The sequence below is a fragment of the Luteolibacter sp. Populi genome (assembly GCF_040801775.1).
Lineage (GTDB): Bacteria > Verrucomicrobiota > Verrucomicrobiia > Verrucomicrobiales > Akkermansiaceae > Haloferula.
In genome coordinates this window covers 6,256,046-6,280,643 of the sequence record NZ_CP161812.1, presented here as the reverse complement: position 1 = coordinate 6,280,643, position 24,598 = coordinate 6,256,046, and the positions used below count along the sequence as shown (strand labels likewise).

Annotated in this window: 22 protein-coding genes and 2 pseudogenes; 7 read left to right on the top strand and 17 right to left on the bottom strand. The window is 62.8% G+C overall.

Annotation, left to right across the window (positions count from 1 at the left end):
* Positions 1-64: 64 nt before the first annotated feature.
* The 3 genes from ABWK72_RS25500 to ABWK72_RS25490 all read right to left on the bottom strand — a co-directional run bounded on the left by ABWK72_RS25500 (position 65) and on the right by ABWK72_RS25490 (position 2,389).
* On the bottom strand, positions 65-748 hold the full coding sequence (locus tag ABWK72_RS25500) for a vancomycin high temperature exclusion protein (protein ID WP_367872396.1): 684 nt from the start codon (positions 746-748) through the stop codon (positions 65-67).
* Complete coding sequence (locus ABWK72_RS25495; RefSeq protein ID WP_367875381.1) at positions 745-1,707, bottom strand: diacylglycerol kinase family protein; 963 nt, start codon at positions 1,705-1,707, stop codon at positions 745-747. Before ABWK72_RS25495 ends, ABWK72_RS25500 begins: the two co-directional genes overlap by 4 nt.
* A gap of 127 nt (positions 1,708-1,834) precedes the next feature.
* Complete coding sequence (locus ABWK72_RS25490) at positions 1,835-2,389, bottom strand: nucleoside triphosphate pyrophosphatase (protein WP_367872395.1); 555 nt, start codon at positions 2,387-2,389, stop codon at positions 1,835-1,837.
* A 94-nt stretch (positions 2,390-2,483) separates the two neighbouring features.
* Here ABWK72_RS25490 and ABWK72_RS25485 point away from each other — a divergent pair, with 94 nt between their 5' ends.
* The 4 genes and pseudogenes from ABWK72_RS25485 to ABWK72_RS25470 all read left to right on the top strand — a co-directional run bounded on the left by ABWK72_RS25485 (position 2,484) and on the right by ABWK72_RS25470 (position 7,589).
* Positions 2,484-3,362: a metal ABC transporter substrate-binding protein gene (locus ABWK72_RS25485; RefSeq protein WP_367872394.1), complete on the top strand. Its 879-nt coding sequence runs from the start codon at positions 2,484-2,486 to the stop codon at positions 3,360-3,362.
* A 199-nt stretch (positions 3,363-3,561) separates the two neighbouring features.
* Positions 3,562-5,589 carry a sensor histidine kinase gene (locus tag ABWK72_RS25480; RefSeq protein ID WP_367872393.1) on the top strand — a complete coding sequence of 676 codons (2,028 nt, stop codon included), beginning with the start codon at positions 3,562-3,564 and terminating at the stop codon, positions 5,587-5,589.
* Positions 5,582-6,244 carry a response regulator gene (locus ABWK72_RS25475; protein ID WP_367872392.1) on the top strand — a complete coding sequence of 221 codons (663 nt, stop codon included), beginning with the start codon at positions 5,582-5,584 and terminating at the stop codon, positions 6,242-6,244. The genes ABWK72_RS25480 and ABWK72_RS25475 overlap by 8 nt, the downstream gene beginning before the upstream one ends.
* A gap of 62 nt (positions 6,245-6,306) precedes the next feature.
* Positions 6,307-7,589, top strand: a pseudogene (locus tag ABWK72_RS25470) (hydroxymethylglutaryl-CoA reductase).
* Positions 7,590-8,288: 699 nt separating this feature from the next.
* On the opposite strand, the gene ABWK72_RS25465 reads toward ABWK72_RS25470, so the two are convergent.
* The 4 genes from ABWK72_RS25465 to ABWK72_RS25450 all read right to left on the bottom strand — a co-directional run bounded on the left by ABWK72_RS25465 (position 8,289) and on the right by ABWK72_RS25450 (position 10,654).
* Positions 8,289-9,065: a KilA-N domain-containing protein gene (locus ABWK72_RS25465; protein ID WP_367872391.1), complete on the bottom strand. Its 777-nt coding sequence runs from the start codon at positions 9,063-9,065 to the stop codon at positions 8,289-8,291.
* A 335-nt stretch (positions 9,066-9,400) separates the two neighbouring features.
* Entirely contained in the window at positions 9,401-9,610 is a 210-nt protein-coding gene (locus tag ABWK72_RS25460; RefSeq protein WP_367872390.1) for a hypothetical protein, read from the bottom strand.
* A 47-nt stretch (positions 9,611-9,657) separates the two neighbouring features.
* Positions 9,658-10,020 carry a hypothetical protein gene (locus tag ABWK72_RS25455; protein WP_367872389.1) on the bottom strand — a complete coding sequence of 121 codons (363 nt, stop codon included), beginning with the start codon at positions 10,018-10,020 and terminating at the stop codon, positions 9,658-9,660.
* Positions 10,021-10,105: 85 nt separating this feature from the next.
* The gene (locus ABWK72_RS25450; RefSeq protein ID WP_367872388.1) at positions 10,106-10,654 is read right to left on the bottom strand and encodes a hypothetical protein; all 549 of its coding nucleotides are present in this window, start codon (positions 10,652-10,654) and stop codon (positions 10,106-10,108) included.
* A gap of 255 nt (positions 10,655-10,909) precedes the next feature.
* Here ABWK72_RS25450 and ABWK72_RS25445 point away from each other — a divergent pair, with 255 nt between their 5' ends.
* Positions 10,910-11,452, top strand: a complete 543-nt coding sequence (locus ABWK72_RS25445) for a hypothetical protein (RefSeq protein WP_367872387.1) — start codon at positions 10,910-10,912, stop codon at positions 11,450-11,452.
* Here the strand turns inward: ABWK72_RS25445 and ABWK72_RS25440 are convergent.
* The 10 genes and pseudogenes from ABWK72_RS25440 to ABWK72_RS25395 all read right to left on the bottom strand — a co-directional run bounded on the left by ABWK72_RS25440 (position 11,449) and on the right by ABWK72_RS25395 (position 21,106).
* On the bottom strand, positions 11,449-12,309 hold the full coding sequence (locus ABWK72_RS25440) for a hypothetical protein (RefSeq protein WP_367872386.1): 861 nt from the start codon (positions 12,307-12,309) through the stop codon (positions 11,449-11,451). The two genes, ABWK72_RS25445 and ABWK72_RS25440, sit on opposite strands and share 4 nt — an antisense overlap.
* Entirely contained in the window at positions 12,306-12,791 is a 486-nt protein-coding gene (locus ABWK72_RS25435) for a hypothetical protein (RefSeq protein ID WP_367872385.1), read from the bottom strand. The genes ABWK72_RS25440 and ABWK72_RS25435 overlap by 4 nt, the downstream gene beginning before the upstream one ends.
* Positions 12,792-12,858: 67 nt before the next feature.
* Positions 12,859-13,632 (bottom strand): hypothetical protein, encoded by a 774-nt coding sequence (locus tag ABWK72_RS25430; protein ID WP_367872384.1) that lies wholly within the window; start codon positions 13,630-13,632, stop codon positions 12,859-12,861.
* 31 nt (positions 13,633-13,663) lie between these two features.
* On the bottom strand, positions 13,664-13,915 hold the full coding sequence (locus ABWK72_RS25425) for a hypothetical protein (protein ID WP_367872383.1): 252 nt from the start codon (positions 13,913-13,915) through the stop codon (positions 13,664-13,666).
* Between the two features lie 4 nt (positions 13,916-13,919).
* Positions 13,920-14,210: a hypothetical protein gene (locus ABWK72_RS25420; RefSeq protein WP_367872382.1), complete on the bottom strand. Its 291-nt coding sequence runs from the start codon at positions 14,208-14,210 to the stop codon at positions 13,920-13,922.
* A 19-nt stretch (positions 14,211-14,229) separates the two neighbouring features.
* A complete protein-coding gene (locus tag ABWK72_RS25415; protein WP_367872381.1) occupies positions 14,230-15,768 on the bottom strand; it encodes a hypothetical protein in 1,539 nt (512 codons plus the stop codon).
* Between the two features lie 1,345 nt (positions 15,769-17,113).
* Positions 17,114-18,196 carry an AAA family ATPase gene (locus tag ABWK72_RS25410; protein ID WP_367872379.1) on the bottom strand — a complete coding sequence of 361 codons (1,083 nt, stop codon included), beginning with the start codon at positions 18,194-18,196 and terminating at the stop codon, positions 17,114-17,116.
* A gap of 31 nt (positions 18,197-18,227) precedes the next feature.
* Positions 18,228-18,701, bottom strand: a complete 474-nt coding sequence (locus ABWK72_RS25405; RefSeq protein ID WP_367875380.1) for a toprim domain-containing protein — start codon at positions 18,699-18,701, stop codon at positions 18,228-18,230.
* A gap of 165 nt (positions 18,702-18,866) precedes the next feature.
* Positions 18,867-19,103: pseudogene (locus ABWK72_RS25400) on the bottom strand (CHC2 zinc finger domain-containing protein); the annotation flags it as partial.
* A 692-nt stretch (positions 19,104-19,795) separates the two neighbouring features.
* Entirely contained in the window at positions 19,796-21,106 is a 1,311-nt protein-coding gene (locus tag ABWK72_RS25395; RefSeq protein ID WP_367872378.1) for a tyrosine-type recombinase/integrase, read from the bottom strand.
* Between the two features lie 83 nt (positions 21,107-21,189).
* Here ABWK72_RS25395 and ABWK72_RS25390 point away from each other — a divergent pair, with 83 nt between their 5' ends.
* Together ABWK72_RS25390 and ABWK72_RS25385 are read left to right on the top strand one after the other, a co-directional pair.
* Positions 21,190-22,092, top strand: coding sequence for a UbiA family prenyltransferase (locus ABWK72_RS25390; protein WP_367872377.1), 903 nt, complete (start codon positions 21,190-21,192; stop codon positions 22,090-22,092).
* 3 nt (positions 22,093-22,095) lie between these two features.
* Complete coding sequence (locus ABWK72_RS25385; protein ID WP_367872376.1) at positions 22,096-24,528, top strand: PEP/pyruvate-binding domain-containing protein; 2,433 nt, start codon at positions 22,096-22,098, stop codon at positions 24,526-24,528.
* Positions 24,529-24,598: the final 70 nt, after the last annotated feature.

The window sequence follows — 24,598 nt, the reverse complement described above, 5'->3', positions numbered from 1 at the left end:
GCTATAGGAGGCAACCTCTTCGAGGTTGTTAAAGTGGGGCTGACGGAAACCTCGAAGTCGGATCTTACTCCGGCAACTGCTCCTTGTCGCCAAGGTGCTTCGGCCTGGTGCCGAGGATGTTTACGTCGAGCCACATTTTCACCCGTGCGCCGACTTCCCGGAGCTTCGTCTTGAGGCCGCCCTGGCCCGCGACGTCCTTGGCGTTCAGGCCGGTGAACTTGATCCCGTTCGCCTCCGCGAGATAGGCGGCGCGTTCGTTGTGGAAGCGCTGGGAGATGAAGATGACTTCGGTCAGGCCGAAGACCTCCTTGGCCCGGACCACCGAATCCAAGGTCCTGAGGCCGGCGAAATCGCAGACGATGCGGTCCTTCGGAACGCCGCGATCGACCAACGCTTTCTTCATCTTTTCCGGCTCGTTGTAGTCCCTGCTCCGGTTGTCGCCGGAAACCAGGATCAGGCGGATCTTGCCGCTCTTCCACAAAGCCTCCGCGGCATCGATGCGATAGCGGAAGTAGAGGTTCTCCTTTCCGCCGGGGAGGATGTCATCGGTGCCGAAAACCAAGGCGGCCCTGCCCGCCGGAACCTGGTCCGCGTTCTCGAACAACTTGCCGCGCCCGGCACTCACCGCGGCGAGATTCGCCCACACGACGAAGGCTATGCCCAGCAAGACCGACGCGGCGACGGCCAGCGCGATCCGCTTCAGCCAACGCTTCCAGCCCATCTTCTTGGTCGCCCCCTCTTCGGTCACACCTTCTGCTCCACAGGTTTCCACTTGGTCCAGGCGACCATCGACTTCACCGCTTCCGCGAAGCGGCTGCCGATCGGTTCCTCCGGCGCGATCACCCGCAGCAGGCCGGGATCCTCGTTGCCGAATTGCACTTCCTGCCAGCGCCCGACCAGTTCGCCATCGACCTGCACCGGCACGATGCGGTCGGCGATGACCCGGCAGGATTTCGCCTGCAAATAGGCGACGGTGGTGCCTGCGGCTTCCACGCCGCCGAAGGCGATGCCGCGCAACGAATCGAGCACCAGCTTGTAGCCGGCTTCCTTGAAGACCAGCACGTCGAGCATGCTGTCGCGGTTGTCGGCCTTATGGAAGAGCTTGAACTGGCCGCCGTAGAGGGAGCCGTTCCCGGCGAGGACCGCCACGCCTTCCTCGCGGGTGCCATCGGCGCAGATCACCTCCATCTGCGGCGGGTCTTCCCCGAGCACCTTCACCGCGGCCAGGAGGTAGGCCAGCGGGCCGAGCATCTTCTTGCTCTCCCAGGTGGTTTCCTCGATCACCATCGCATCGAAGCCAACGCCGGCCATCTGCATGAAGGGGATGCCATTGGCCTCGAAGAGATCGATTTCCTTGATCAGCCCGGCGTCGATCACCTCAAGGGCGCGAGGCAGGTTGTCGAAGGGAATGCCGAGTTCGCGGGCGAAGACATTCATGGTTCCGGCGGGCAGCACGCCGAGCGCGGTCTGCGAGCCGGCGAGGCCCTGCACCACCGCGTTCAAGGTGCCATCGCCTCCCACTGCGATCACCACCGGAGCGCCCTGTTTGGCAAAACCGGCGGCCAACTCGCGAGCTTCCGCAGCGCTATTTGTCGCATGCAACGCGAAACGCGTGGCGTGGTCCATGAGGAAGCGCAGGGCCCGCTGCCCTTTCTGACTGCGCGCCTTCGGATTGAAAATCAGAGGATACCGCCCCGGTCCCGTCACGGCCCTACTGGAGACCGGATAGGGTGAAGTTCCAAGTGAGAAGTTCCAAGTGCCAAAGGCGAAAGGAACAGCCCTCGCGAAGTGCACGAGTTTCATTCCGGTGCCTTCCCTTGGCACTGGGTCCTTCTTACTTGGAACTTAAGGCCGCCAGCACTTTCGCCACGGGGAGGCCCATCACGTTGTCGAAGCTGCCCACGATGCCTTCCACGATCATTTCCCCGCTCTCCTGAATGCCGTAGGCTCCGGCCTTGTCGAGAGGATCGGCGGCTTGGAAGTAGGCGTCGATCAGGGCTTCATCGAGCAGCCGGAAGCGCACCTCGGTCAGTTCGTGGAAGCACTTGGCACCTTCGTCCGGCACGACCACGCAGACGCCGGTGCAGACGGTGTGCGAGCGGCCGGAGAGCTTGCGCAGCATCGCCCGCGCGTCGGCCATATCCTTCGGCTTGCCCAAGGGCTCGCCATCGATCCAGACGAGGGTATCGGCACCGATCACCGTGGCCTGCGGGTGCGAGTCCGCGACCGCCAGGGCCTTCAGTTCGGCATTCCGCTCGCAGAGTTCGGCCAAGGGGATCGCGGCATCGTGGATCTCCTCCGCGGGGGATAGGATCACTTCGAACTCCACGCCGGCCTCTGCCAGCAATTCCCGCCGCCGGGGCGAGCCCGATGCCAAAATCAACTTCACCGGCGGGATCTAGCGGCTTTGGGCGATGCTGCAAACTTTTGCCGGTAACCGCAATTGAGTTGCAAGAGTGTCCAGCTCGCGTTAAATTCCGGCCATGCGCGTCCTCGCCGCCCTACTTCTCAATCTGCTGCCCCTCGCCGCTGCCGAACTCAAGGTGGCGAGCCTTCACCCGCTGATCGGGGATCTGGCCCGCCAGGTCGGCGGCGAACGCGTGGAAGTGGTCGATTTGATCGGCAAGAACGGCGATCCCCATCACTTCGAGCCGGCCCCTGCCGACCTGGAAAGGGCCGCAGGCGCGAAGCTTTACCTCGCTTCCGGGATGGGCTTGGAGAGCTACCTCGGCTCGCTGCGCGGGATCGTGGGCGGGAGCGCCACCATCGTCGAAATCGGCAAGGATCTGCCCGCGATCGAGGAAGAGCACGTCCACGACCATGGCGATCACCAGCACCGCAACGACCGCGATCCGCATTGGTGGCACTCGATCGACCTCTTCCGCCGGGCCGCTACCATCACCGCGGAGGCCTTGAGCAAGGCGGATCCCGGCGGCGCGGAGGCCTACGCGAAGAACGCCGCCGCCTACCGCACCAAGCTCGACGAGCTCGACCGCTGGGTGCGCAAGGAGATCTCCCGCATTCCCCGCGACAAGCGCCACCTGGCCACCGCCCACGATGCCTTCGGCTATTTTTGCAAAGATTACGGCTTCGAGGCGATCCCCCTGCAGGGTCTCAACCGGGAGCAAATGCCCGACCCCAAGCAGCTCGCCGCGCTGATCGCGGAACTCAAGGAGCACAAAACCGGGGCGATTTTTCCCGAAAAGGAGTCGAATCCCAAGATCCTCGAAATCCTGACGCGGGACACCGGGATCAAGGCTGGCCAGCCGCTCTACGCCGACGGATCGGGCGTCACCGGCTACGAGCAGATGGTCCGCCACAACGTGGGCGCGATCGTCGCGGGGCTGGCAGCGGCGAAGTAGGCCGGCGGGCAAGATAGCTTGGGATGGGCGGGCTGATGGGGTTCGGGGACGAGCCTTGCCCCGGCGCGGGGACTTCTCCGCATCTCTCCTCAAGCGGTTCCAGACAACGGGATTTCGCGGACGTTCAAAAGTTTCTTATAAAATATTTGCCGAGATTTTTAAAGAATGTTAAAGACTTCCCCGCTGTCGCCCATAAAACATGAAAAACCAACACCCGAGGTTGCCCCACCTCTGCGTTGGCCTGATTGCCCTGATTTCCCTGCTCCCCGAGTCCCTCTCCGCCGCCGCACCGGCGCAGACCACCAACCCGATCGGTCGGGTAGCTAGGATTTTCAATCGCAAGCTGGTCGAGGTCGAAGACCGTATCCATTGGCTCGAAAGCCGGCGGGATGCGCTCGCCATGTTTGCGGAGAAGCCGCTGAAGGAGAGCATCGGCTGGCGTTGCGGCCAGACCGACGAGACGGCGGGAGATCCTTGGATCGCCCTTGATCTCGGCCGGGAAGTGCCGCTCGGGCAGGTGTTCCTGGTTCCCGCGCAGCGTCAGGCGGGTGATTCCAACGACCTTTTCCCTCGGCGTTTCACGATTGAAGCCGCGTCCCAAGCGGATTTCTCCGACGCCCGGACGATCTACAAGACCGGCCAACTGCCCCAGCCCTCGCCGGAAGGCTATCCGGTCCGGATCATCGGCGACAACCAGCCGGCGCGGCACGTCCGCATGGTCCTGCAGGAGGGCCACCGCCGCGGCTCGCCGAATGTCTGTACGCTCTCCGAGATCTTCGTCTTCTCCAATCGCCATCCGGTCTCCTTCGGCGCGACGGTCACCACCAATCAGTCCGTCGATATTCCGGGCATGTGGGCGCCGCAATTCGTGGTCGATGGCCGCACTCCGCTGGGCGTCTGGCAGGGGGGCTTGTGGACCGCTTCACATGGCGATTGCCTGGAAGTGCCAATCGACAACCAGCGGGTCGAGTGGGTGATCGACCTGGGTGAGAGCACCTCCGTGGACCGCATGGTCTTCTTCCCCTACGCCCTGCCGGAGCTCTCGGGCCCCGGTGCGGTGCCGCCGCGGCTGAGCGTGGATGTGGCCGACAATCCGGCTTTCAGCGGGGCCACGCGCATCGTCACGACCGGCGACCGCGACCTGCCGGTCGATCTCACCACGCCGATCGTGATGCCCACATCGCACACCCCGGGCCGCTACCTGCGCGTGGTTTCGGAAAAGGCGTGGCAGCTCGGGATCCGCCAGCTCCAAGCGCTGGGCGAAATCGAAGTCTGGTCCGGCGACAAGAACGTGGCCGCGGGCCGCGAGGTCGTGACCCGCCACGATGGCATCGAACACCCTTCCGAAGAACTTACCGACGGCTCCGGAGGCAGCGTGCAGATCCTGCCGATGCACGTGTGGCTGGGCCAACTCGTCGAGCGCAGCCTGATCGATAGCGAGCTGCAGAATCTCAAGAGTTCGCACACGACCATGGCGTCGGAGAGCGAGCTCAATACGACCTGGGGTGCCGCCGTCGCACTTGGCCTGACCTTCCTGATCCCGGTGGCGATCGTCGAGCGCCGCCGCCTGGTGTCCCGCACCCAGCTCGACAAGCTGCGCAAGCGCATCGCCTCCGACCTGCACGATGACATCGGCAGCAACCTCGGCAGTATTTCACTGATCGCGCGCTCCGCGAAGCGCGACCTGGAGCGGCTCAAGGGCCCGGACGAGGTCGCCCACGACCTTGGCGAAGTGGAGTCCATCGCCCGCGAAAGCTCGCTGGCGATGCGCGATATCGTGTGGCTGTTAGAGCGGCGCCAAGACACGATCGGCGACCTGGTCCAGCGGATGCGGGATTGTGCCGCCCGGCTGCTGCGGGAGATCGAATATTCGCTGGTTTGCCGATCCTCGAAGACCGCGGCGAAGCTGACGCTCGATTCGAAGCGCCACCTCTTCCTGTTCTACAAGGAAGCCCTTCACAACATCGTGAAGCACTCGAAGGCGACGACGGTGACGATCCGCCTCTACGACGAGCGCGACCGGCTGATTCTGGAAGTCTGCGACAACGGCGTGGGCCTGCCGCGCAACGAGAACGACCAGATGGCGGCGGTCAAGAAACTCGCCGACCGCGCGCGGGTGCTGGAAGGCACGCTGCACGTGGAATCCGCCCCGGGTGCCGGGACCAAGCTCAAGCTCTCTGTCAAACGAACCAGCCTGATGGCTACAAAAGCAACAGCCAATGAATAGCACCGCCACCGCTACTGTCCCGCTGCGGATCTGGATCTGCGAAGATCATGCGAACTTCGCCAAACAGATCTCGCGGCTTATCGCCGGAGAAGACGATCTTGTTTGCGAGAAAGCATTCTCGCATCCCGACGATCTCTTCGCCGAACTCAACTACTGCTCCGCCCCGCCGGATCTCCTGATGCTCGACCTCGGCCTGCCGGGCAAGGACGGCCTGCAGGTGCTGCGCGAGGTGAAGGCGAAGGTGCCGACCCAGAAGATCGTCATCCTCACCTCCTTCGATGACCGCGAGCGCGTCTACCGCGCCATCTGCAACGGTGCCTCGGGATACTTGCTCAAGACCGCCGATCCCGACGATATCCTGTCCGGCATCCGCGACGTGATGAAGGGCACCGCCGCGCTGAGCAGCCCGATCGCGAACATGATCCTGGAAGGCTTCTCGAAGCACGGTCCGGTGGAGGAAACCGAACCGCTCACCGGCCGCGAGGAGGAAGTCCTGCGACTGCTGGTGAAGGGCTTCATCAAGAAGGAAATCGGCGACCAGCTCGATATCTCCCAGCACACCGTGGACATGCACCTGCGCAGCGTTTACCGGAAGCTTCACGTCCGCACGCAGACTGAAGCCGTTTCGAAAGCACTGCGCAAGGGCCTGGTCTGAACCGGCCACGGCTCCTGATTCCACTGTCGCGGCGCGCGGCTTCGTGTTAGAGCCTGTCCTCAATGACGGGAAAACACGGGCTGACGCAGCAACACGTGGCGCGCATCCTCGGCGGCGAAAGCCTCGAGACGGTGGCGCGACGCTTGGCCCCGGACCTTGAGAACCTGCCGGCTATTCCCGCCGGCAGTGCCAAGGTATCGCGGGAGCGCGCCGAGGATTTATGGCAGGAAGCGGGTCTGGATCCGGCACTCCGGGCGGTGCTGCTGGATTCGGCTCCGGACGAGCTGTCTCCCTATCAAGGGAACATCGAGAATTTCATCGGCTTGCTCAAGCTACCGCTGGGCCTGGCGGGGCCGCTGCGGATCAATGGCACGGCGGCGAAGGGCGATTACCGGATTCCGCTGGCTACCACCGAGGCGGCACTGGTGGCGAGCTATCACCGCGGTTGCCGATTGCTGACGGCCGCCGGCGGTTGCTCGACGCTGATCTTGTATGAAAGCCTGAGCCGGGCCCCGGCCTTCGTTTTCCGCACCTCGACCGAGGCTTGCCGCTTCACGGTGTGGGCGGTCGAGCAGTTCGAGGTCTTCCAGGAGGTCGTCGGCACCACCACCTCGCACGGCAAGCTGATCGACGTGGGGGTGACCATCGAGGGCAACCACGTCTATCTGAATTTCGAATTCACCACCGGCGATGCCTCCGGGCAGAACATGGTGACGATCGCGGCGCAGGCGATCTGCGATCACATCATCGCGCACACGCCGGTCGCACCGCAGCGCCACTACGTGGAGTCGAATCTCTCAGGCGACAAGAAGGCTAGCACCAAGGCCTTCACCACCACCCGCGGCAAGAAGGTCACCGCGGAGGTCTTTCTTACCGCCGAGATGGTGAAGAAGCACCTGCACACCACCCCGCGGGCGATGGAGCAGGTACCTGGCAGATGTCGGCCATCGGCGGGGTGCTCAGCGGGACCCTGGGCATCCACGGGCATTTCGCGAACGGCCTGACAGCGCTGTATCTTGCCACCGGCCAGGATGCCGCCTGCGTGGCGGAATCGGCGACCGGCGTGACCCGCTTCGAGGTAACGGAAGACGGCGGCCTCTACGCGACGGTGACCCTGCCCGGGATCATGGTTGGCACGGTGGGCGGCGGCACCGGGCTGCCGACACAGAGGGCCTGTCTCGAACTGATGGGCCTCGCCGGGTCCGGCAAGGCGAGGGCGCTGGCGGAAGTGTGCGCGGGCCTGCTGTTAGGCGGAGAACTTTCGATCATCGGGGCGCTGAGTGCCGGGCACTTCGCGCGGGCGCACCGCAAGCTGGCCCGTGACCGGAACAGGGGGAAGGCATGAGCCGTGCTGAAACGCACGAAGCGATGCCAGCCCCCCGGAACCGCGGAAGCTCTGCCCCGCAGAACGGTCCCTCAATGCACGCTGTTTTAAGGTCGGCAGCATCCCGGCATGTTGATCGATCCCGACCTTTCCGTGAGTTCGGTATCGGGCTACCATCCTGCGGGGCGGAGCGGGCCCTCGCGTCATGCCTCGCCTCGGGCGCTTGGAAACCGGACCGGGAGGGCGGCTGCATTCCTTGTCCCGGGATCGGGCTGCCGGGAACCATCCTGCGCTCCGCGGTCCCGGGGGCAGGCATGCGGCGGGCCTTTCCTCTATCATCGGTAAACCCAATGAAGTGGAGTGTGAAAGCGCGGTTTGTTCCTGCCCCTGAAGCTGCTAGGGTCGTAGCCAATCGAGCATGAACCGCTGGTGGATCTATCAAAAAGAGCGCTTCGCAAATCCACTCGATCCTTGATTTACTTAGGTTTTCTCAGGGGTATCCCGGCCCGCACTCTGATTTGGGGACGATAGTGGGGACAAGAACGAGGAGGAAGATTGCGAAAGCTTCGCCCTCCTCTCCCGCGTCCGCGTCACCAGCGGCTCACTAGCGGGCCTCGTGGGCTACGTGACGGACGAGCGCGAGAAGGACGGCGTGCAGCTCTACGGGGTCACGTGCGACGACTCCAGCTACTGGGTGCCAGGGGACTGGCTGGTGGGGGCTTAAACGTCCACCACAGGCGCAGGCAAAGCCAAGACTACCGCTTCCAGGTATGGAAGAGCCTCGGGCGACCGCTCCTTGAAATACTGTGGGGCCCGCTTCGGCAGCCACACTTCGTGAAAGTGCCGGCGGAAATCCTCCAGCACAGCCAGAGGGTAGAGCTTGGCATGCACAACCCGGCCATCGGCGTATCGGTGCGAATAGGTGGGTAGCGTGTCGGTATCGATGCCCTTTTCGTCGCGCAACCATTTGCAGAACATGCGGCCTTGGGAGATGTCAGGGACCATATTGTCCGGCATTACATAGCCCCGTGCCTCCAGCGGAGCAATCAGCCCGAAAATCAGCTCGTTTAGGATCGAGAAATGGGAATGCGGCACCTCGCTCATGTTGGCGATGTAGCGCTGAATATGATAAGGCAGGCTGTTTTGAGCCTTTCCGGTCATCCACTCACGGACCCACTTGGAGACAGCCACAGCGAACTTCGGGGAGCACCACTGCCCAAGGTTGATTGCGGCGTCAGGATGAACCCAGGTGCCCTGCTGAGCGGCGATTCCTCCCTTAGTTACAATGACTAAGCTCGATATCGGAATTCCGATATCGCTCGCCAACTCGCCCAAGAAGTCCTTGGTCGTGCGATTTTCCAAGTAGTGCCCCAATTGCTTCCCAACCGCTTTGCACATCGCGGTGGCGTTCACGTAGCCGTCAACCGCCCTTTGAAGGATCAGCGTATTGTTGACCTCGTGCGGGATGAAGGTGAATTCGAGTTGTTTGGGAGGCATGGCGGGTGAAGGATATCCATAGAGGCCGCTGTGCCCCACCGGCTACCGATCGCCCATTTTAGCGGGAAGTTGTGAGCGGCCTCCCGCCGCAATTAAGGAGGGGTGCCCATCCCGAATTACCGCGGGTAGTCTCGCTTACTGCAAAACTGATCACATGCAGGTCCCACGAAAAGCCGCAGGCGATGCTGGAGAGACAAATAACAGCAGGCAGGGCAGCCTGAACGCTGGAATGCATGCAGTGCAAGGATCGGGGCTGCCGCCCAGCAAGCACCACCCCGTCATGGGAATCCCCATAACGAAAAGCCCGGCCCCCTTGCGAGGGCCGGGCGGGTCATTCACTGCGGAGGCGCGATAGGCTCGCTCCACCACTCGCCATACCACTCGTGCTGCGGGTCGCTGTCGCACTGGTAGTCCGTCTCCTCCACCGGGCCGGCAACGTAGAGTTCGCCGTTGGTCGGATCCGTTCGGACTTGAAGAGCGCGCCAGACGTCGCCCTCGTCCTGTCGCCACCACCACCAGCCGGTGCCCGCGGGTCTCTCGGTCACTTTCATGGGAGGAAGGCCCCGCCCCTTTCGAGGCGGGTCCGTGGTGGTCACAGGCGGTTCGGGCTGATGCCCGTCGGATTCCGGCGGAACCGCGAAAGCGGTGCGGGTGCCGGCGCTTCGAAGCGGTGACGGATCACCTTATCCACTTCGGCAGTGGTGGTGTCGGCCACCTCCCACCGAGTCACGGCATCCTCTGCCGTCCTCAGCATCTTGGCGTCGATCGCGTCCCGCTTGTTGAAGGGGAGTCCGCCAATGCGCTGCGCAAGCGAGTGGTCGGCTGTTCCATCGCTCAAGATGTCGAGCCGGATCAGCGCCACGAGGTAGGCACTCAGGCTGTCGTATCCGTGGGCCTGCGCTTGGGCCTTGGCTGCCCCGTGGAGGTCCTCGGTGAACGTGATGCTGGTCTTCATGCCGACCTCCTCTCCATCGCCTCAGCGGCGGCGCTGAGAACGGCTGCGATTTGCTCCTCGGTCAGGCCGGGCAGGGATGGGGTGCTCATGGCTTCACGCCCCCCTTTCCATGCTCGGCAGCAAGCACCCGCTCGAACTTGAAGAATGCCGCGGGGGCGGGCTTGAAGTCCGCGTGGTGTTTGCGGATGGAGTCAGACTTACACTGTGCCAACGCGCAGAGACTTCCGATGCTATGAATTCTCGCATCCACCACCGCGGGGCATCCGCTTGCGGCGATGCCTAGGTGAACGAGAACCCCTAGCCACTCCTCAAGGGATCGGCGGTAAATGTCCGCCGCCACGATGTAGTCAGAGCCCCCGCCATCGTCAGACACTTCTATCTGCCCAGAGGACGAGCCGTCCTCCAAAGCCTTCCGGAGCAGCCCGCCGGTTGAACCTCCGATTGCTGAAGCGCATGCCTCGCTTGATATGGCCATTGAGCCAAGTTCAGCGAGGAGCGCCGCCATTACCGGCTCGCTCACAAAATTCCGGCGCGCCATCTCGGAAACTTTCTTGGCAGTCTCCGCGGTTACAAGCGCCGTGAATGTTGGCGCTTCCTTCAGGTGGCCCACAGTCGGGGCCGATGTTGTTTTCATTTCTTGGGAACAAAAATGGCGTGCCCCGGAGCGGTGCGAACACACCATCCCTGCGGGTAGTAGCCGCAGGTATCCAGGACACGCCAAATTCTCAATCGATGTTCTCCGCGGGCCCCAAGCACTACCAAGGGGTCATCGATGCGGGCCGTAGTGTTCGCTACGGCAGCGATGGGCATAGCCGATCACCTGCCAAGCTGGCGAGTGGAAAGCCACGGTTCGCTTGTAATCGCTTTCCCGCCCTGCTACCCCGGCAGGGTGAAAACGCTGCTCCTCCTAGCCCTGGGCCTTCTGTTCCTTTCGGGATGCAACCGCAGGAAAGACACCGCAGCTACCACTCAGCCGCCCGCGTTGGGTCTTATTGCAGATGCGGAGCTTGCTGAATCCGGTGTCACCTCAGCCGCCAGTATCCACACGCTAGGTCTTTCACAGGAGAAGCTGACTAATTCACTTGGGAACAAAGCTCAGAGAGAGAAAGCCAAGCTGGAGGTCGATGCTGACGCTTTGGAATTGAAGGAAACGCAAGCGAAGGACAAAGCCGCTACCGCTGCTCTGCGGGCCTACACGGGCACGGCCTACGAGAAAGCGGAGATAGCCACCTACTTTGAGCGTCGCAAGCTGAGGTCGCAAATTGCGGCGAAGGAGAAATCACAGCGTGAAGCTACGGAAGCAGACGATTCTGTAAGCACCAAGAAGCTCTTCGGCGAGATCGAGGCACTAAGAAAAAAGCTCGAGACTTTGAATGAGGAATGGATAGCCACATTCTACGGCGGGGATTGGAAGACCAAGGTAGGCGGCTAGCTGCCCGGCACCCGTCGCGGAGGTAACCCCAGCAGTTCGCGGAAGTCTGGCGGTGGTGGCTGCGCAAGCGCTTCCTGCTGCCTGATCGCCACCAAGACGGCAGCGTTAGTCTCCTCCTCGGCTGGCGGGGTCCATGCGGGCTCTGGCGTGGCCTGTGGCGCAAGCTCGGGCTCGGGAGGCGTGGTGACAGCCGCCGGGGAATCCTCGGGCTCCAAATGTGCAGAGGTCTGCATATTTGAGGGCTCCTCGGTCCGATTCGGATACGTCACCACCGGCACGGACCCAGCCATGCTTCGGGCCAGTTCCCGCATCTCGCCTTCCGTCCGCCGTGGTCCTCCCCGCACTTCCTCAACCAAGGAAATCTCTTCCTCCAGGATGCGGGAGAAAGCCGCGGCATCGGCAGCCATGATGCGGCGGGCGGCGGCAAGCTTCATGTCGTGATCTTCACGCGGAGACGATGGGATCACGCGCGGATCTTTCCATAGATCCGGACGCCGGTTCCGCAGCCAAAGCGAGCATGCCCAAATGTCCGGGGGGTGATGTTTAGCCACTTGTGACAAGATCAATTCCCCGTCCAGGACGGTCGGAATCGTCTCGGTTGAAATGTATCCGACCGCGCGGGAATAGAGGGCGGAGGCAACACGGGCGTCGGCAAGCTGGCGGCCTTCCTTCACGGCGGCGGCGAAGTCGGGGCGCTTGGCAATCCATATGTCGATGCACGCCGGGCTGACCTTGAAGGCGACGGCTAGGTCATCGTTGCAAGCACCCAACCGGCAAAACTGCATCGCCAGTTCGGGGAACTCCGGGCGGAACTTCAGCGGTCGCCCTCGGGTCTTGGTGGGGGGTTCCGCGGTCATACCATCTTGAGGAATGAAGACAGCTCTTCCCACCGACCGAACGACGCGACGTCGCCGCCCTCCGCTGCCTTCTTCTCTTCAGCGCAGCGGCGCTGCATCTCGGTGCGCATGCCAGCGGCGTAGGACTTGGGGTTGCTTGCTGTGCCCTCCACAAGCGGCTTGAGCGCAACTAGGATGCCCTCGATGGCCTCACGCCTTCCGCGCGCCTTGCCGTCCGGCGGGTCCATGAAACCGGCTGCATTCTCCCCGCCTCGCTCCTTCAGTTTCAGAGCGGGGATCTTCACCTGAAGACCCGTGTAGACGGCGGCATACTGGCCGATCTCCCGGCGGATCTGCGCGACCTCTTCCGAGATGTCGCGAGGCGGGACGGGCTGTGCTGCTGGCGGCGGTGCCGTGGTAGCCTTCACGAGTTCCGGCGCTTGGGCGAGCGGCTGCGACGACAAGCGGCGCACACCTTGAATCAATTCGAGTTCTTCCTTCATGATGTTAGAGAGAGAGTGGCGGGCCAGGGTGACATGGAAAACCCCGGCCCGCGTTGTTTCAGCCCACTCAGGCCAAAGCTTCTTCAAGTTCGGTGATGGGTTCGTCCGCTATCTCGGCCAAGGCCGGTTCGGGTTCTCCCGCGGGAATGGGCTCTTCCGCGGGATCGGCGCCGAGGGCATCCCCTCCCCCGCCGCCTGCTGTATCACCATCACCGCGGAGAAAGGAAAGGATCTGCTTCAGGCGATCGATCTCACGCCGCACCCGAGCGGTGTCCTCGTCGAAGGTCTCCAGCATCTCGCCAGAGATCGGCGGCGCGGTGGTGATGCCGTGATGAGTGGTCGTGTGGTTTGCTTTGTGAAAGAGCGGCCAAGCCGTGACTACACCGGGGAGGAATTCCGTGATTCCGGATGCGCTGGCATCACGGCGCTTGCCGGGAGCCTCGTAAGGCGAGAGTGCCCGCACGCTTGGGTCCATCAGCGCATAGGCAAGTTCGAGGGCGACGGCGTTAGCCTCTTCACCAAGCTTCAGGAAGTGGCGAGCAATAGATCCGCACACCCCCTCTTGAGCCTCCCTAATCTTCTTGGAGGCATCGACAGCGGCAGCTTTCTCCATCGGCTCCACGATCTCGGCGGCTTGCAAGTCCTGCGTGGCGGCGACAAGCGCGCGAGCAGCCGTCCGGCACTGCTCCACGGTCGGGGATTCGCGGCTGTCGCGTTCGAGGCCCTTGACCTTGGCTCGCAATTCACCAATGGCCCCGACAGCGGCGAATGCTTCTTTGCCTGCTTCTCCGGCTTCTGTGATGCGAGCCCGGAGGCTGGCGGCGGTTTCTTCGTTTTGCATGGGATGTATTTGTTAGTGGCGAGGTGAATTGTTAGGCGGGCTGCTGTGCTTCGGTGGCGAGCCGGGCATACACCGCGGCCTGCGCCCTGCGCTTGGCGGCTGTGGCGGCGTAGAGCTGCCGGAGGGGCATCATATCGACCTGTGCCCCAAGCGTGACGAGGAGAGCGGCGAGGGTTGTCTCGTGATCCGCGAGGGATTCCAGAAGCTCGGGAACGGTCTCACCTACTTCCCGGCGGGAGCGCCCGGTGCGGAGGACTAGGAGATGGTCGATTAGCGCGCTCATGGCTTCAGTTGGTCAAGCCCCCGCTGTCGTCTCTCATCTCGCGGACACCGGAGGCGCTTTGGCGATAAGTCCCGGCGATCTCGCGGCGCTGATAGGCGATCTCGATCAATCCATCGCCGATCTGATCGACCGTTGAATCAGGATCGACGAGCGAGATGTGTTCGAGGAGGGTTGCCACGATCTCATTGAGGGCCGCGAGATCATCCAGCACCTCCGGCGGCGTGGCGAGGATCACCGGCAGCGGTGTCGCTTTGGGGATGAGCTTGAAGCAATCGGTGTAAGATTTGGTTTCCATGGTAGTGGGATGTTGGTGATTATCGGATCATGCCGTTGGCGGTGGTGCCGGTGCCTGGTCCTTCCTGTGACCGGCTTAGCTGTCGGATCTGTGCCGCGAGATTGTTGTATTTCATCTCTGATGTGCGGGCGGCATCCATGAGCCCGGTGATGCCTTCTTGAATCTTTCGGTCCCTCGCCTCCTGGGAGGATCTAAGCTGAGACATGAGGCTTGCCAGCGTCCCTGCCTGGGTCTCGTCCGGGATCGAGTCGCTTACGATCTGATAGAGTTGTTCCAAGACACGGGTGGCCTCAGCGCTGAGTCGCCCGCCTTGCTCGGCGGCCTTGGTCTCAAGCGTGGTAATCGCTTGATTTGCCATCTCGGTCACATCCCCACCGACCGCATCACCCAGCTTTCCTAGCTCGCCTTCCACCGTGCTTTTCAGCTCGGCTTTCTTCTGCTCGGTGATGGCGGCGATGGTGTCCACCTCATCATTAGCCGCGGCGGCTGCCTCCTGAGCATCGCGGGCGCTCTTCTCAAGCGTCCTCAGCTCTTCCATGGTGGCCGCTCCCGGCTGCCGGGCTTGGTGGGCCAGAGTCTCTGCCTGGGTCCAAGCTGCGTCCGCTTCCTCCGCCTTGCTCCGCACCACGGCCAGCACGTTGTCGAGCGCCATGAAAGCGGCGTTCAACTTCTCTGCGGCCTGCCCCGCTGCAATCGCTCCGGGGTCCGCACCATTGCGCACGGCCCGCTCTGCGGCAGTGTCAGCGGCTGCCTGTGCGGCGGAAGTGGAGGCATCGCCTACCTTGCTCCTGTTCTCAAGGCCGCGGGTCTTGCCCGCCAGTTCCCGGCGCTCTTCCTCAAAGCGGTCCTCTTGTGCCTCCTTGCGTATCTGCGCGGCAAGCTGCTTCCTGATCTCGGCGAAGTCCTTTAGCTGCTGGATGGCGGCAGCTTGGGCGAGCTTGTTAGAGGCAAGCTGCGCGTTCATGTCCTTGTATGCTTGGACAACGTGAACGGCCTCGGCTCCGATTCCCGCGATCAACCCGATAAGCGGATTGCCAGTCGCGACGGCGGCGGCGAGTCCTACCGAGATGCCATCTACTGCGACCTTGGCAGTCGTGATGGCGGGCTTTGCCGCGGCCATTCCTTTGGAAAGCGCGCTGCCTGCGTCGCCTGATTCGGTGGCAACGTCTTCCAGTGCGTCCAGCACGGAGACGAGGTGCCGCGCGAGCTGAAGCGCTACCATGGCCCGCCCTGCATCGCGGATCTCGCGGAGCGCTGCGGCCTGATCCTTTGCAGAGCGAGCGGCTTTGACTTGGGCAAGGTCCAAGTCGGCTTGCTCCTTGGCGAGATCGGCTGCGGACGTTGTGGCGTCCTCTACGGCTGCGGTCTGATCCTCGATTGCAGCGGTGGCCTCTTGGATCGGTGCCGCATTCAACTGCGAGCCGTCCGCCATCGGGTTCGCGTTAACGTTCCGCTGGGCATCGGCTACGCGCTCCAGTGACTTCGCCGTTTCGTCGGCACCCTTGGTGTCGGCCTTGGTCTCAATCTGAATGCGAACTTTGCGGCCGGAGCTAGCCATGGGGAAACTTCACTTGCGATTTGCAAGTGACATTGGCAATTCCGCCAGAGGAAGGCAAGATTAAAGGCTCGATAAATAGGCATTCTTGCAAGTTCTTCTGGCATTTCTGCCACCTTGGGAACGAAGCCGCAAGGGATTGCGGGGCTTCCCACCTACTAGGACGCGCCTAGTAATTCCCGCGCGCTGCAACCGGCGGTGCGGATCTCAGGTTTTCTCAGGTTCCCGCGCGTGCCTGGGCGACGCTTAGCGGCTGGGAACATTGATGGGGGCGCCCCCACTAATGTTTGCTGGTAGGGGTGCCCCTACCGGCAATTAAAGACCGCCGCCGTCCTTCAACTAGGGGAGGCACCCCCCTTAGTTTCCGATGGGCGCTTCATCTTCCTCGGGCTCCTCCTTCTCAGGGCGAAGCATCTCAAGGGCCCCGCCGATACCAACATTTACCAACAGGCCCGGCGTTATTGGGCTCCCGTGCGCATGTGCACGACGCCTCAACCTTGCCTCGGTCCTACTACTTCCGCAGTAGTAGGTTTAAGCTCACTTTGAGCTTTAAGCAATTCTAGGCTCCCGCGTGCGCTCGTGCGTAGTGCTGACGAAACTCCCTCCCCCCTCGCGCGTATTGGTCAACCACCCTGCTTTCTGTGTCCCCGCACGGGCGCGCCTGATCCTCTGACGAAACCCCGCCGAAAGGCGGCATTAATTGAGTGCCCGCGCGCACACGATATCGGCACGGAAACTACCCCCTCACCTCTTCCTTGGGTTGCCTCCACCCGGAATTCACGCTCATCCCCCTGCGCTCGAAAAAGCGGTCGCATGCAGCTCCGACCGTGAACGCGAGCCGGTAGCTTGGATCTCTCGGTGCATCGGTAGTGCCGGACGCTCTTTGATGAACCGCTTTTCCGCGGGTTGCCTTTGGTTCGCTCATACCTTCGGGGCTTTGGGTCTGACGGCTTTCGCTCTGCCGAGTGCAACCTCGGTCGCGTCGGTAATCGCCTCCATGGAGCAGGGGACGAAATGCAGGGCGATCCGGTCTCCTGGGTCGGGATGGCTAGCCCGGCCTGCGACCATGAACACAGTTCCTGCTTCGAGCAGTGCCTTGCTGGCTTCGCTGCTGAGCAGGATTCGGACGTGTCCCGGAACATTGGAAGCGCCAGGGTGAGTGGTAGGGGCGGAAACCGTGCCGAGCGCAGCGAGGGGCGCGTGTTTCAACACGCCCCGCTCACCCCCTTGAGGATGTGGTTCTAAAACCATTTCAACCATTTCATTTCCCTTAGGTGAGATGGTATGGTTTTTCCTGTTAGATTGGCTGGATTCTACCATTTCCGATAAAACGGTTTGAAATGGTTTGTTACGGTTTTGCGGAGTCGTCCCCGCAGTCGGGGAGCCGGTAAACAAGCCGTTGGGAATGGTTAGGGTCCGTCGCGGACATCACCCGTCCATTGCCTTCCAGCTTTTGGAGGGCTCGCCACAGTTTCTGGTCGTCGATCTTGGTCGCCTGCACGAGTGCCCGTCGCCCGACCGGCTTGTCTGCGTCGGCCAGGGCTTCGAGAATCGCGGATGCCGTGGAGTCGGTCTCCCCCCGGCCAACTTCCCCGACGCATTCAACGGAAGCCGTGCCGACGTGCCACGAGAAAGAGACCAGCGGCAGCTCGGGCATGCGGGGCCAATCCCTCAACACCGGCTCAAGGATAGCGTAGGTTCCCGCCGGGTCCGGGCCCTTGTCGGTAGCACGGAGAACCAGCAGACAATCCCAAAAGCCACCCTTCGAGCTCGCCCCGCGGGCGGCATCCACGGCGCTTCGCTCATTGCCCCCACCCTTGGCGGTGTGATCCACGCAAAAGAGGCTGGCGGGCACCCTGCGGGTAAAGTCCTGAAGGGGGGTTAGATCGCGCGGCGTGGTGTCGTTGCTGTTTTCCTCGGCAAGCCATCCGGTCCGGTAAAGGCTATCGACCACCACCAAGCCGAAACCTTGGCTTTCGCACAGTGCCGCGATCTCATCCACGGATGGCACGCGCCGCTCGCCGCGCAATATCTGATAGAAAAACCCGTCCGGCTTACCCTCGGGGCATAGCATGGACATCCGCTTTCGGAAGGTCCCGGCCTTCAGCTCGTAGTCGAGGTAAAGAACTTTCCGCTGGTGCGTCACGTGGCCAAGGAAGTCATCTCCCTTCGCTACCGCCAGCGCCAGCGCCAGCGAGAACCACGTTTTTGCGGTCTTGGCAGCGCCGACAACGCTTCCTACTTCGCGCTCGCGCAGTAGTCCCTCAATGATCGGGGGATCTGAAAGCGAGTCCAGGAGGGCAGCATCGCTGGTCCAGGATTCGGCCCCGCTCTGAATATCCCAGCGGAACGGCTCCCGACCATCGGGCCCGCTGATCTTCTCGGTATCACCGACCGCGGCCAAGAGTGCTTGGGGGCCCCGTGCGGCCATCAGGCCGCGGGCATCTTTTACTGTGGCTGCATCACCCATGGATCGCGGCTCCTTTCCATTTGAAAACCTCCGACGCGTGGCTCTTAAGCGCTCCTGCCGCGTTCGCCGTCGCGTCGCGTCCCGCCGGTCCGTCATCGAAGCACAAGACCACCCGCTTGCCCTTGAATAGCGGTGCCCACTCGGGCGCAAAGCCGGGCGCGGAAGGTATTGCCACGCAAGCCACGTTCTCGGCGTTCTCCAGTCCTGCCGCAATGAGAGCCAAGCAATCGCTCTCGCCCTCGGTGAGATAGACGGTAGAGGTGTGCGGCTTAATCCACTCCGAACGCCAAGGAGACGATGCCTTGCCGGTCAGCCACTGGAAACGGGGCTTTGCCTGCGGATCGGGGTTCCGCCATTTCAAGCCGGTGGCGTAGGAATAGCAGAGGTAGCCGCGAGACCATCCAAGGCCGCTCTGCCCCCATGCTGCCCACCGGAACGCCTCGTGGGGCAGTCCAAGCGCTTCCATGGCGGCAGCAGCCTCTGGATCTCTACTCCAGAAGCGCGTTTCCCACTCCAACCGGGCGCGGTGAATCAAGGTGGCGTCAAAGCTGATCACCTCGGGATCTCTCCGCCTTGGCGTTGCCCGGACGTAGGATTCCCGCGATTCTCCGGCGGGGGCTCGGGTGCCGAGGACTTGCGCGACATGGTCCACGGCCTCTGGGAATGTGAAAGCGCGGCCTAGGTGCATTGCCAGCGCGAACACGTCCCCGCTAAAGCCGCATGGATAGCAGCCGCAGGCGCTGAGCCGCGATCCATACACAGCGAAAGAGGGCTCGTGATCGTCATGGCTAGGACACAGGCCAAGGTATCGGTTCCCGCGCTTCCGCATCTCGGTTCCGGTGCGCTCCAGGTAATCGACCAGCCGCACGCGAAGCGGGTCAAGGTCCGCAACTGTTAGCAGACGTGCTTGCCTCCGCTCGGGATGGCTGCTAGAAGTAACCAGCCCTTGCTTTCCGTGGGGGTGACCTGAAACACCGAGAGATTTAGTCTCTGGCCCGGTTCCGAGATTGCCGTCTCGGGCCGGGCTTTTTCGTTGCTCGGCAATCAATTGGCACCCCCTTCCGCTCCCTTTTCGAAAAACTCCACGAGGCTGTCATAGTGATAGAGCCGGCGGCCCCGGATCGCTCCGCGGCGGCGGTTCGTCCAAGTCTTGATTTTCCCCTCCCTAGCGAAAAGGAGGAGCGTGGTTTTGGAGAGACCAAAAAGGCGGGTGGCCCTCTTCGCGTCAATCCACTCTGGCTTGTCTTGTCCCGCAGTTGCTACGGGTGGCGTAGTAGTTTCGACCATTGCTCACGTGCGGGCTGTTTTCCCACGCATGAGGTATAACACGGCGAATTTCTCTAAAAGGATCGGGCGCGTCTTGTGTTTACGCAGTTGGCGCAGTTGGGAAAGTTGACAGCGGGAAGGTGTCCCGAATGTCCGGAATGTCCCGAATGTCCCGAATGTCCCGAACGAAAAAACCTCAGGAAATACTTGACGTCTTTTAAGACCATTAGGAAACCGTGGATTTTTTAGAAGATAGGGCAATTTAGCCCCTTTGCCCTCAGCGGGCATAAAATTTTACATTCCCGGCAATTTGCCAATCGCAGCGGCAAGGGTGGCGATGTCCAGATGGGTATATCCGGCATGCACGGCGGAGCTGCTGTGCCCGGTGATCTTCTTCCGCAACTCTTCCGCCACCCCAGCATTGGCAAGCTGGCTTGTCAGACTGTGGCGCAAAGAATGAAAAGTCCGGGCTGAGACGGATTTGCGGGTAAGCTTCCCCGCCGCGTCCCGTGTCGTCTCGATAATCTTCCGCCGGTCGATCCCGCCAGCCTCCATGATCGCGGAGAACTGGGAAGACAGCCCGAGCTTGCCCGCGGACCCTCTGAGAGAGAGCAGAGGGAAGACAGCGCCCTCTGCGCCGTCCTCGTGCCGATCTTTTAGCAACGCCATCAGGCGGGGATGCACCGGAACATTCAGCCGCTTCCGCTGCCGGGATGTCTTGGTCGGCATGTAGGAGATAACGCCTTGGTCAAGGTCGACGTCCTGCCACCTGAGCTGCGAGCAATCGCCTAGGCGTGGCCCGAGGTAGAAAGCCATCACGATCAACCCTTGCCACTCTGCCCGCCGCTGGGCTGCCTCTTCGTCGCCCACTCTCGGGAATAGCTTGGCATGCCACTCCGGCTGCCCCGCGGCCTCCACCAGTCGTGAAACCTCCGCCAGGGTGAAAACTTCTCGCTCGGTGCGGTCATCCTCCGGCAGTCGCTCCACGGATGCCACCGGGGACGAAAGAAGTAGATCCTCGTCGACGGCGGAGCGGAACATTGCCCCAATGTCGGACAGATAACAATTCACCGTCGAGCCGCTTCGCTTCAATCCGCCGTAGCCCTTTCGGATGGCATCCCGGAATTTCCGCACATCGGCTTTCGTCACAGCTTCCAGCCTGCCTTCCGCTTTCGGGCCGAGGTAGGCTAGGAAAACCTTCACGCTAGTTCTATGGCGCTTCGCTGTGACGACCTTCACGGCACCGGCCTTTCCTGCCGCCCACTCCTCCGCCCAACTTCGCACGGTGAAAAATCGCAGGGTGTCGCCGGTGCTGGCCTTGGACAGCTTGGCGATGATCTGCCGCGCTCTTGCCTCGGACAGTTCGCCGCGTGCTGCTGCCTGTGCTGCCTCGGTCAGTGCTCCGTAAGCCTGTGCCGCCATGTCGGTTCCCCCAAGGGCCTTGCCCTTCTCTAGCTCCTCGATCCGCAGGGCCTCCTTCAGCGCCTTCCCCCGGTCGCGTTGCTTGGTCGATTTCTTCAGCCGCCGGGTTGAGCCATCGGGGAGGGTGACGTCAAAGGCGCAGAAATGGAACGGGCTGCCGGGGCGCTTGAATAGGGAAGCCATGTCGTTAGAATGGGGACGCGAATGGGAACGAACGCTAAGAAACCTTGGAACGTCCGGTTCCCATTTCAATCCAATTTCCGTAAATGACTAACTTTCAACGGGCATGGATCTATCAAAAAGAGCGCTTTCCGCTCCTCGCCCACGGGCCGCTGATCGCGGCCTTCAGCGCTTGTGCGGTATCTTTTTCCTCGCTGGTCCGCCATGCTCCGGTCCCGGGCTGGGCGATGTATGTGACCGCCTTCGTGGTGTGCCTGCTGATGTTCCTGCAGCTCCGGATCGCGGATGAGTTCAAGGATGCGGAGGACGATGCCCGCTGGCGGCCTTACCGCCCCGTCCCGCGCGGACTGGTGACGCTTTGCGAGTTGCGGTTGGTCTTCGTTTTCGCCGCGGCGGTGCAGATCGGCCTGGTGCTGTGGCTTGACCCGCGACTGCTGTGGGTGCTGGGCATCGCTTGGACCTACCTGACGCTGATGAGCATGGAGTTCTTCTGCCGCGAGTGGCTGAAGGCGCGGCCTGTGGTCTATCTGGTCAGCCACATGGGCATCATGCCGTTGGTCGATTTTTTCGGTACCGCCTGCGAATGGCTGCCACGGGCCGGGAAGGCTCCGGGCGGCCTCGGCTGGTTCCTCGCCGCGAGCTTCTTCAATGGCGTGGTGATCGAGCTCGGTCGCAAGCTGCGCCAGCCGGCCGATGAAGAGGAAGGCGTGGAGACCTACAGCGCGCTGTGGGGCGTGAGGGGAGGTGCGACGATGTGGCTGGCCACCATGATCGCCACACTGGCCTGCGCGATCATGGCGGCGCGCGGGATCGGCTTCACCCTGCCGGTGGCCTGCGGGCTGGGCGCGGTCTTGTTAGTCGCTTTCCGGGCGGTCTTTGGCTATGCTCACCGCGGGATGTCGGGAAAGAAGATCGAGATTGTATCGGCCGTATGGACACTCGCACTCTACCTCCTCCTCGGCCTGGTGCCGCTGTTCCTGAAACACTGAACCATGAGTTTCCTCTTCCCCGGAACCGCCAATCCCCGCCTCGGTGGCAAGGGTGGCGCTCTTTCCAAACTCGGCGAGGCCGGCTTCGAGGTGCCCGCCTGGTTCGCCGTGCCGCCGGAGGCGACGTGGAATGATGGTGAGTTGGAAAGCGCCTTGGGCCGCCTCGGCGCGGGTCCCTTCGCCGTGCGCTCGTCCGCGACGATGGAGGACGGCGCGGGTCACTCTTTCGCGGGGCAATTCGAGACCTTTTTGGAAGTGCCTGCCGCGGAGGTTCCCCTGCGCATCACCGGAGTCCGCGACTCCGCACAGCGCGAGGCCGTGCTGACCTACTGCCGCGAGCGCGGCCTGCCGCTGCCCGAGGCACCGACCGTGCTGGTCCAAAGGATGATCCTACCACGCTGCGCCGGGGTCGCCTTTTCCGCCGATCCGGTTTCGGGCCACCGCTCGGTCGCGGTGGTTTCCGCTGTCGCGGGCACGGGTGAAAAGCTGGTTTCCGGCGAAGTGGACGGCGAGACCTGGCGGCTCGGCTCCGAGCCCTGCGAGCCGCCGGAAGGCCGCCTGCTCAAGGAGGAGGAAGCGCGGGAAGTCGCCGAACTCGCCCGCGATTGCGCCGCCTACTTCGGCCGACCGCAGGACATCGAGTGGGCGATCGATGACAGTGGCAAGCTCTGGCTCCTGCAATCGCGCCCGATCACCACCTTGGCCGCGCTGCCCGATCCCGACGACACCCTGCGGGTCTGGGACAATAGCAACATCGCCGAGAGTTACGGCGGCGTGACCACTCCCCTCACCTTCTCCTTCGCGCGGCGGATCTATGAGTCGGTGTATCGCGAGTTCTGCCGCCTGATGTCGGTGCCGGCGGAGCGGATCACCCGTGCGGACGATGTCTTCCCGCAGATGCTGGGCCTGATCCGCGGCCGCACCTACTACAACCTTGCGAGTTGGTACCGGGTGCTGGCGCTGCTGCCCGGCTTCCAGCTCAACCGCTCCTTCATGGAGCAAATGATGGGCGTGAAGGAGCCGCTGCCGGAACCGCTGGTGCAGAAGATCATCGCGGAGTCGAAGGTCAGCCGCGGCGAGGACATCCGCGCGCTTGTCCACACCTGTCTCGGCCTAGTCCGCCAACTCCGGGGCCTGCGCAAGCAAGTGGCCGGGTTCCAAGCCCGGCTCGATACCGCACTGGCCCCGCCGCCGATCCCGCTCGAGGCGATGAGCGGCGAGGATCTGGTGCTCCACTACCGCGATCTGGAACGCCAGCTTCTCAAGCGCTGGGACGCGCCGCTGGTGAACGATTTTTTCGCGATGATCTACTACGGCGTCCTGCGTAGTTTGTGCGGCAAGTGGGCTGGCGACAAGGACGGCACCTTGCAGAACGAGTTGCTCGCCCACACCGGCGGCATCATCAGCGCGGAGCCGCCGCGCCGGATCATCCGCATGGCCAAGCTCGCCGCCGAGGTCCCGGGCCTGCCCGCGCCGCTGATGGATCCGGCCATTCCGATTCAGGAGAAGCTGGCGGCGGTGAAGCGGCACGGCTCGCTGGGGGCGGATTTCCAACTCTATCTGGATGACTTCGGCGACCGCTGCCTGGAGGAGCTCAAGCTCGAAAGCCCGACGGTGCGGGACGATGCCTCCACGCTGCTTTCGTCCATCGGTGCGCTGGCATCGCGTGGAAATTTACCGGAGGAAACGGCCACGCCGGCGGCGGAGACTCCATCGCTGGGGAATCCGCTGAAGCAGATGATCTTCGGGCACGTGCTGAAGCAGACCCGCGAGAAGGTGCGTTGCCGGGAGAATTTGCGCTTCGAGCGCACGCGGCTTTTCGGGAGGGTGCGCGCCATCGTCAGGGAGCTTGGCAAGCGCCTGCACGCGGATGATCGGCTGGAGGCACCGGAGGATGTGTTTTATCTGGAACTGGGCGAACTTCTCGCCGCTTGGGAAGCCACCGGAACCATCGTGGATTTTGGCGCATTGGCCGGACAGCGTCGCGCAGAGTTCGGGAGCTTCCGTGAGGAGAAAGCGCCGCCGGACCGTTTCGAGACGCATGGTCCGGTGCATCGCTACACGCTCTTCGAGGCGAGCCGGCAGGAAGAGCCAGTTGTCGAGGGCGAGCAGATCAAGGGGATCGGTGCCTGCCCGGGCAAGGTGAAGGGCCGGGTGCGGGTGGTGCTCGATCCCCGCGGCGCGCGCTTGGAGCCGGGGGAGATCCTAGTGGCCCAGCAGACGGATCCGGGCTGGGTGGTGCTGTTTCCTGCGGCTTCCGGCTTGCTGGTGGAACGCGGGAGTTTGCTCTCGCACTCGGCGATCGTTTCGCGGGAGTTGAGGTTGCCTTGCATCGTTTCCTTGTCGCGGATCACGACGATCTTGAAGACGGGGGATCTGGTGGAGATGGATGGGAAGACGGGTGAGGTGAGGATTCTAACAGAGGAGGAGGGATGAACGGAGCTGCCCTAACAACTCGCCCCGCAGGGTATGCATTCCCCCTTTTTGGCGGACGGAGCGTCCTGGA

What these genes read in the sequence shown, in the direction of transcription:
- ABWK72_RS25440 (WP_367872386.1), bottom strand. Translation starts at nt 12,309, where the DNA reads ATGACCGCGGAACCCCCCACCAAGACCCGAGGGCGACCGCTGAAGTTC.
- ABWK72_RS25475 (WP_367872392.1), top strand. Translation starts at nt 5,582, where the DNA reads ATGAATAGCACCGCCACCGCTACTGTCCCGCTGCGGATCTGGATCTGC.
- ABWK72_RS25390 (WP_367872377.1), top strand. Translation starts at nt 21,190, where the DNA reads ATGACTAACTTTCAACGGGCATGGATCTATCAAAAAGAGCGCTTTCCG.
- ABWK72_RS25410 (WP_367872379.1), bottom strand. Translation starts at nt 18,196, where the DNA reads ATGGCCGCACGGGGCCCCCAAGCACTCTTGGCCGCGGTCGGTGATACC.
- ABWK72_RS25465 (WP_367872391.1), bottom strand. Translation starts at nt 9,065, where the DNA reads ATGCCTCCCAAACAACTCGAATTCACCTTCATCCCGCACGAGGTCAAC.
- ABWK72_RS25485 (WP_367872394.1), top strand. Translation starts at nt 2,484, where the DNA reads ATGCGCGTCCTCGCCGCCCTACTTCTCAATCTGCTGCCCCTCGCCGCT.
- ABWK72_RS25450 (WP_367872388.1), bottom strand. Translation starts at nt 10,654, where the DNA reads ATGAAAACAACATCGGCCCCGACTGTGGGCCACCTGAAGGAAGCGCCA.
- ABWK72_RS25385 (WP_367872376.1), top strand. Translation starts at nt 22,096, where the DNA reads ATGAGTTTCCTCTTCCCCGGAACCGCCAATCCCCGCCTCGGTGGCAAG.
- ABWK72_RS25420 (WP_367872382.1), bottom strand. Translation starts at nt 14,210, where the DNA reads ATGGAAACCAAATCTTACACCGATTGCTTCAAGCTCATCCCCAAAGCG.
- ABWK72_RS25425 (WP_367872383.1), bottom strand. Translation starts at nt 13,915, where the DNA reads ATGAGCGCGCTAATCGACCATCTCCTAGTCCTCCGCACCGGGCGCTCC.
- ABWK72_RS25455 (WP_367872389.1), bottom strand. Translation starts at nt 10,020, where the DNA reads ATGAAGACCAGCATCACGTTCACCGAGGACCTCCACGGGGCAGCCAAG.
- ABWK72_RS25430 (WP_367872384.1), bottom strand. Translation starts at nt 13,632, where the DNA reads ATGCAAAACGAAGAAACCGCCGCCAGCCTCCGGGCTCGCATCACAGAA.
- ABWK72_RS25415 (WP_367872381.1), bottom strand. Translation starts at nt 15,768, where the DNA reads ATGGCTAGCTCCGGCCGCAAAGTTCGCATTCAGATTGAGACCAAGGCC.
- ABWK72_RS25395 (WP_367872378.1), bottom strand. Translation starts at nt 21,106, where the DNA reads ATGGCTTCCCTATTCAAGCGCCCCGGCAGCCCGTTCCATTTCTGCGCC.
- ABWK72_RS25435 (WP_367872385.1), bottom strand. Translation starts at nt 12,791, where the DNA reads ATGAAGGAAGAACTCGAATTGATTCAAGGTGTGCGCCGCTTGTCGTCG.
- ABWK72_RS25405 (WP_367875380.1), bottom strand. Translation starts at nt 18,701, where the DNA reads ATGGAAGCGCTTGGACTGCCCCACGAGGCGTTCCGGTGGGCAGCATGG.
- ABWK72_RS25480 (WP_367872393.1), top strand. Translation starts at nt 3,562, where the DNA reads ATGAAAAACCAACACCCGAGGTTGCCCCACCTCTGCGTTGGCCTGATT.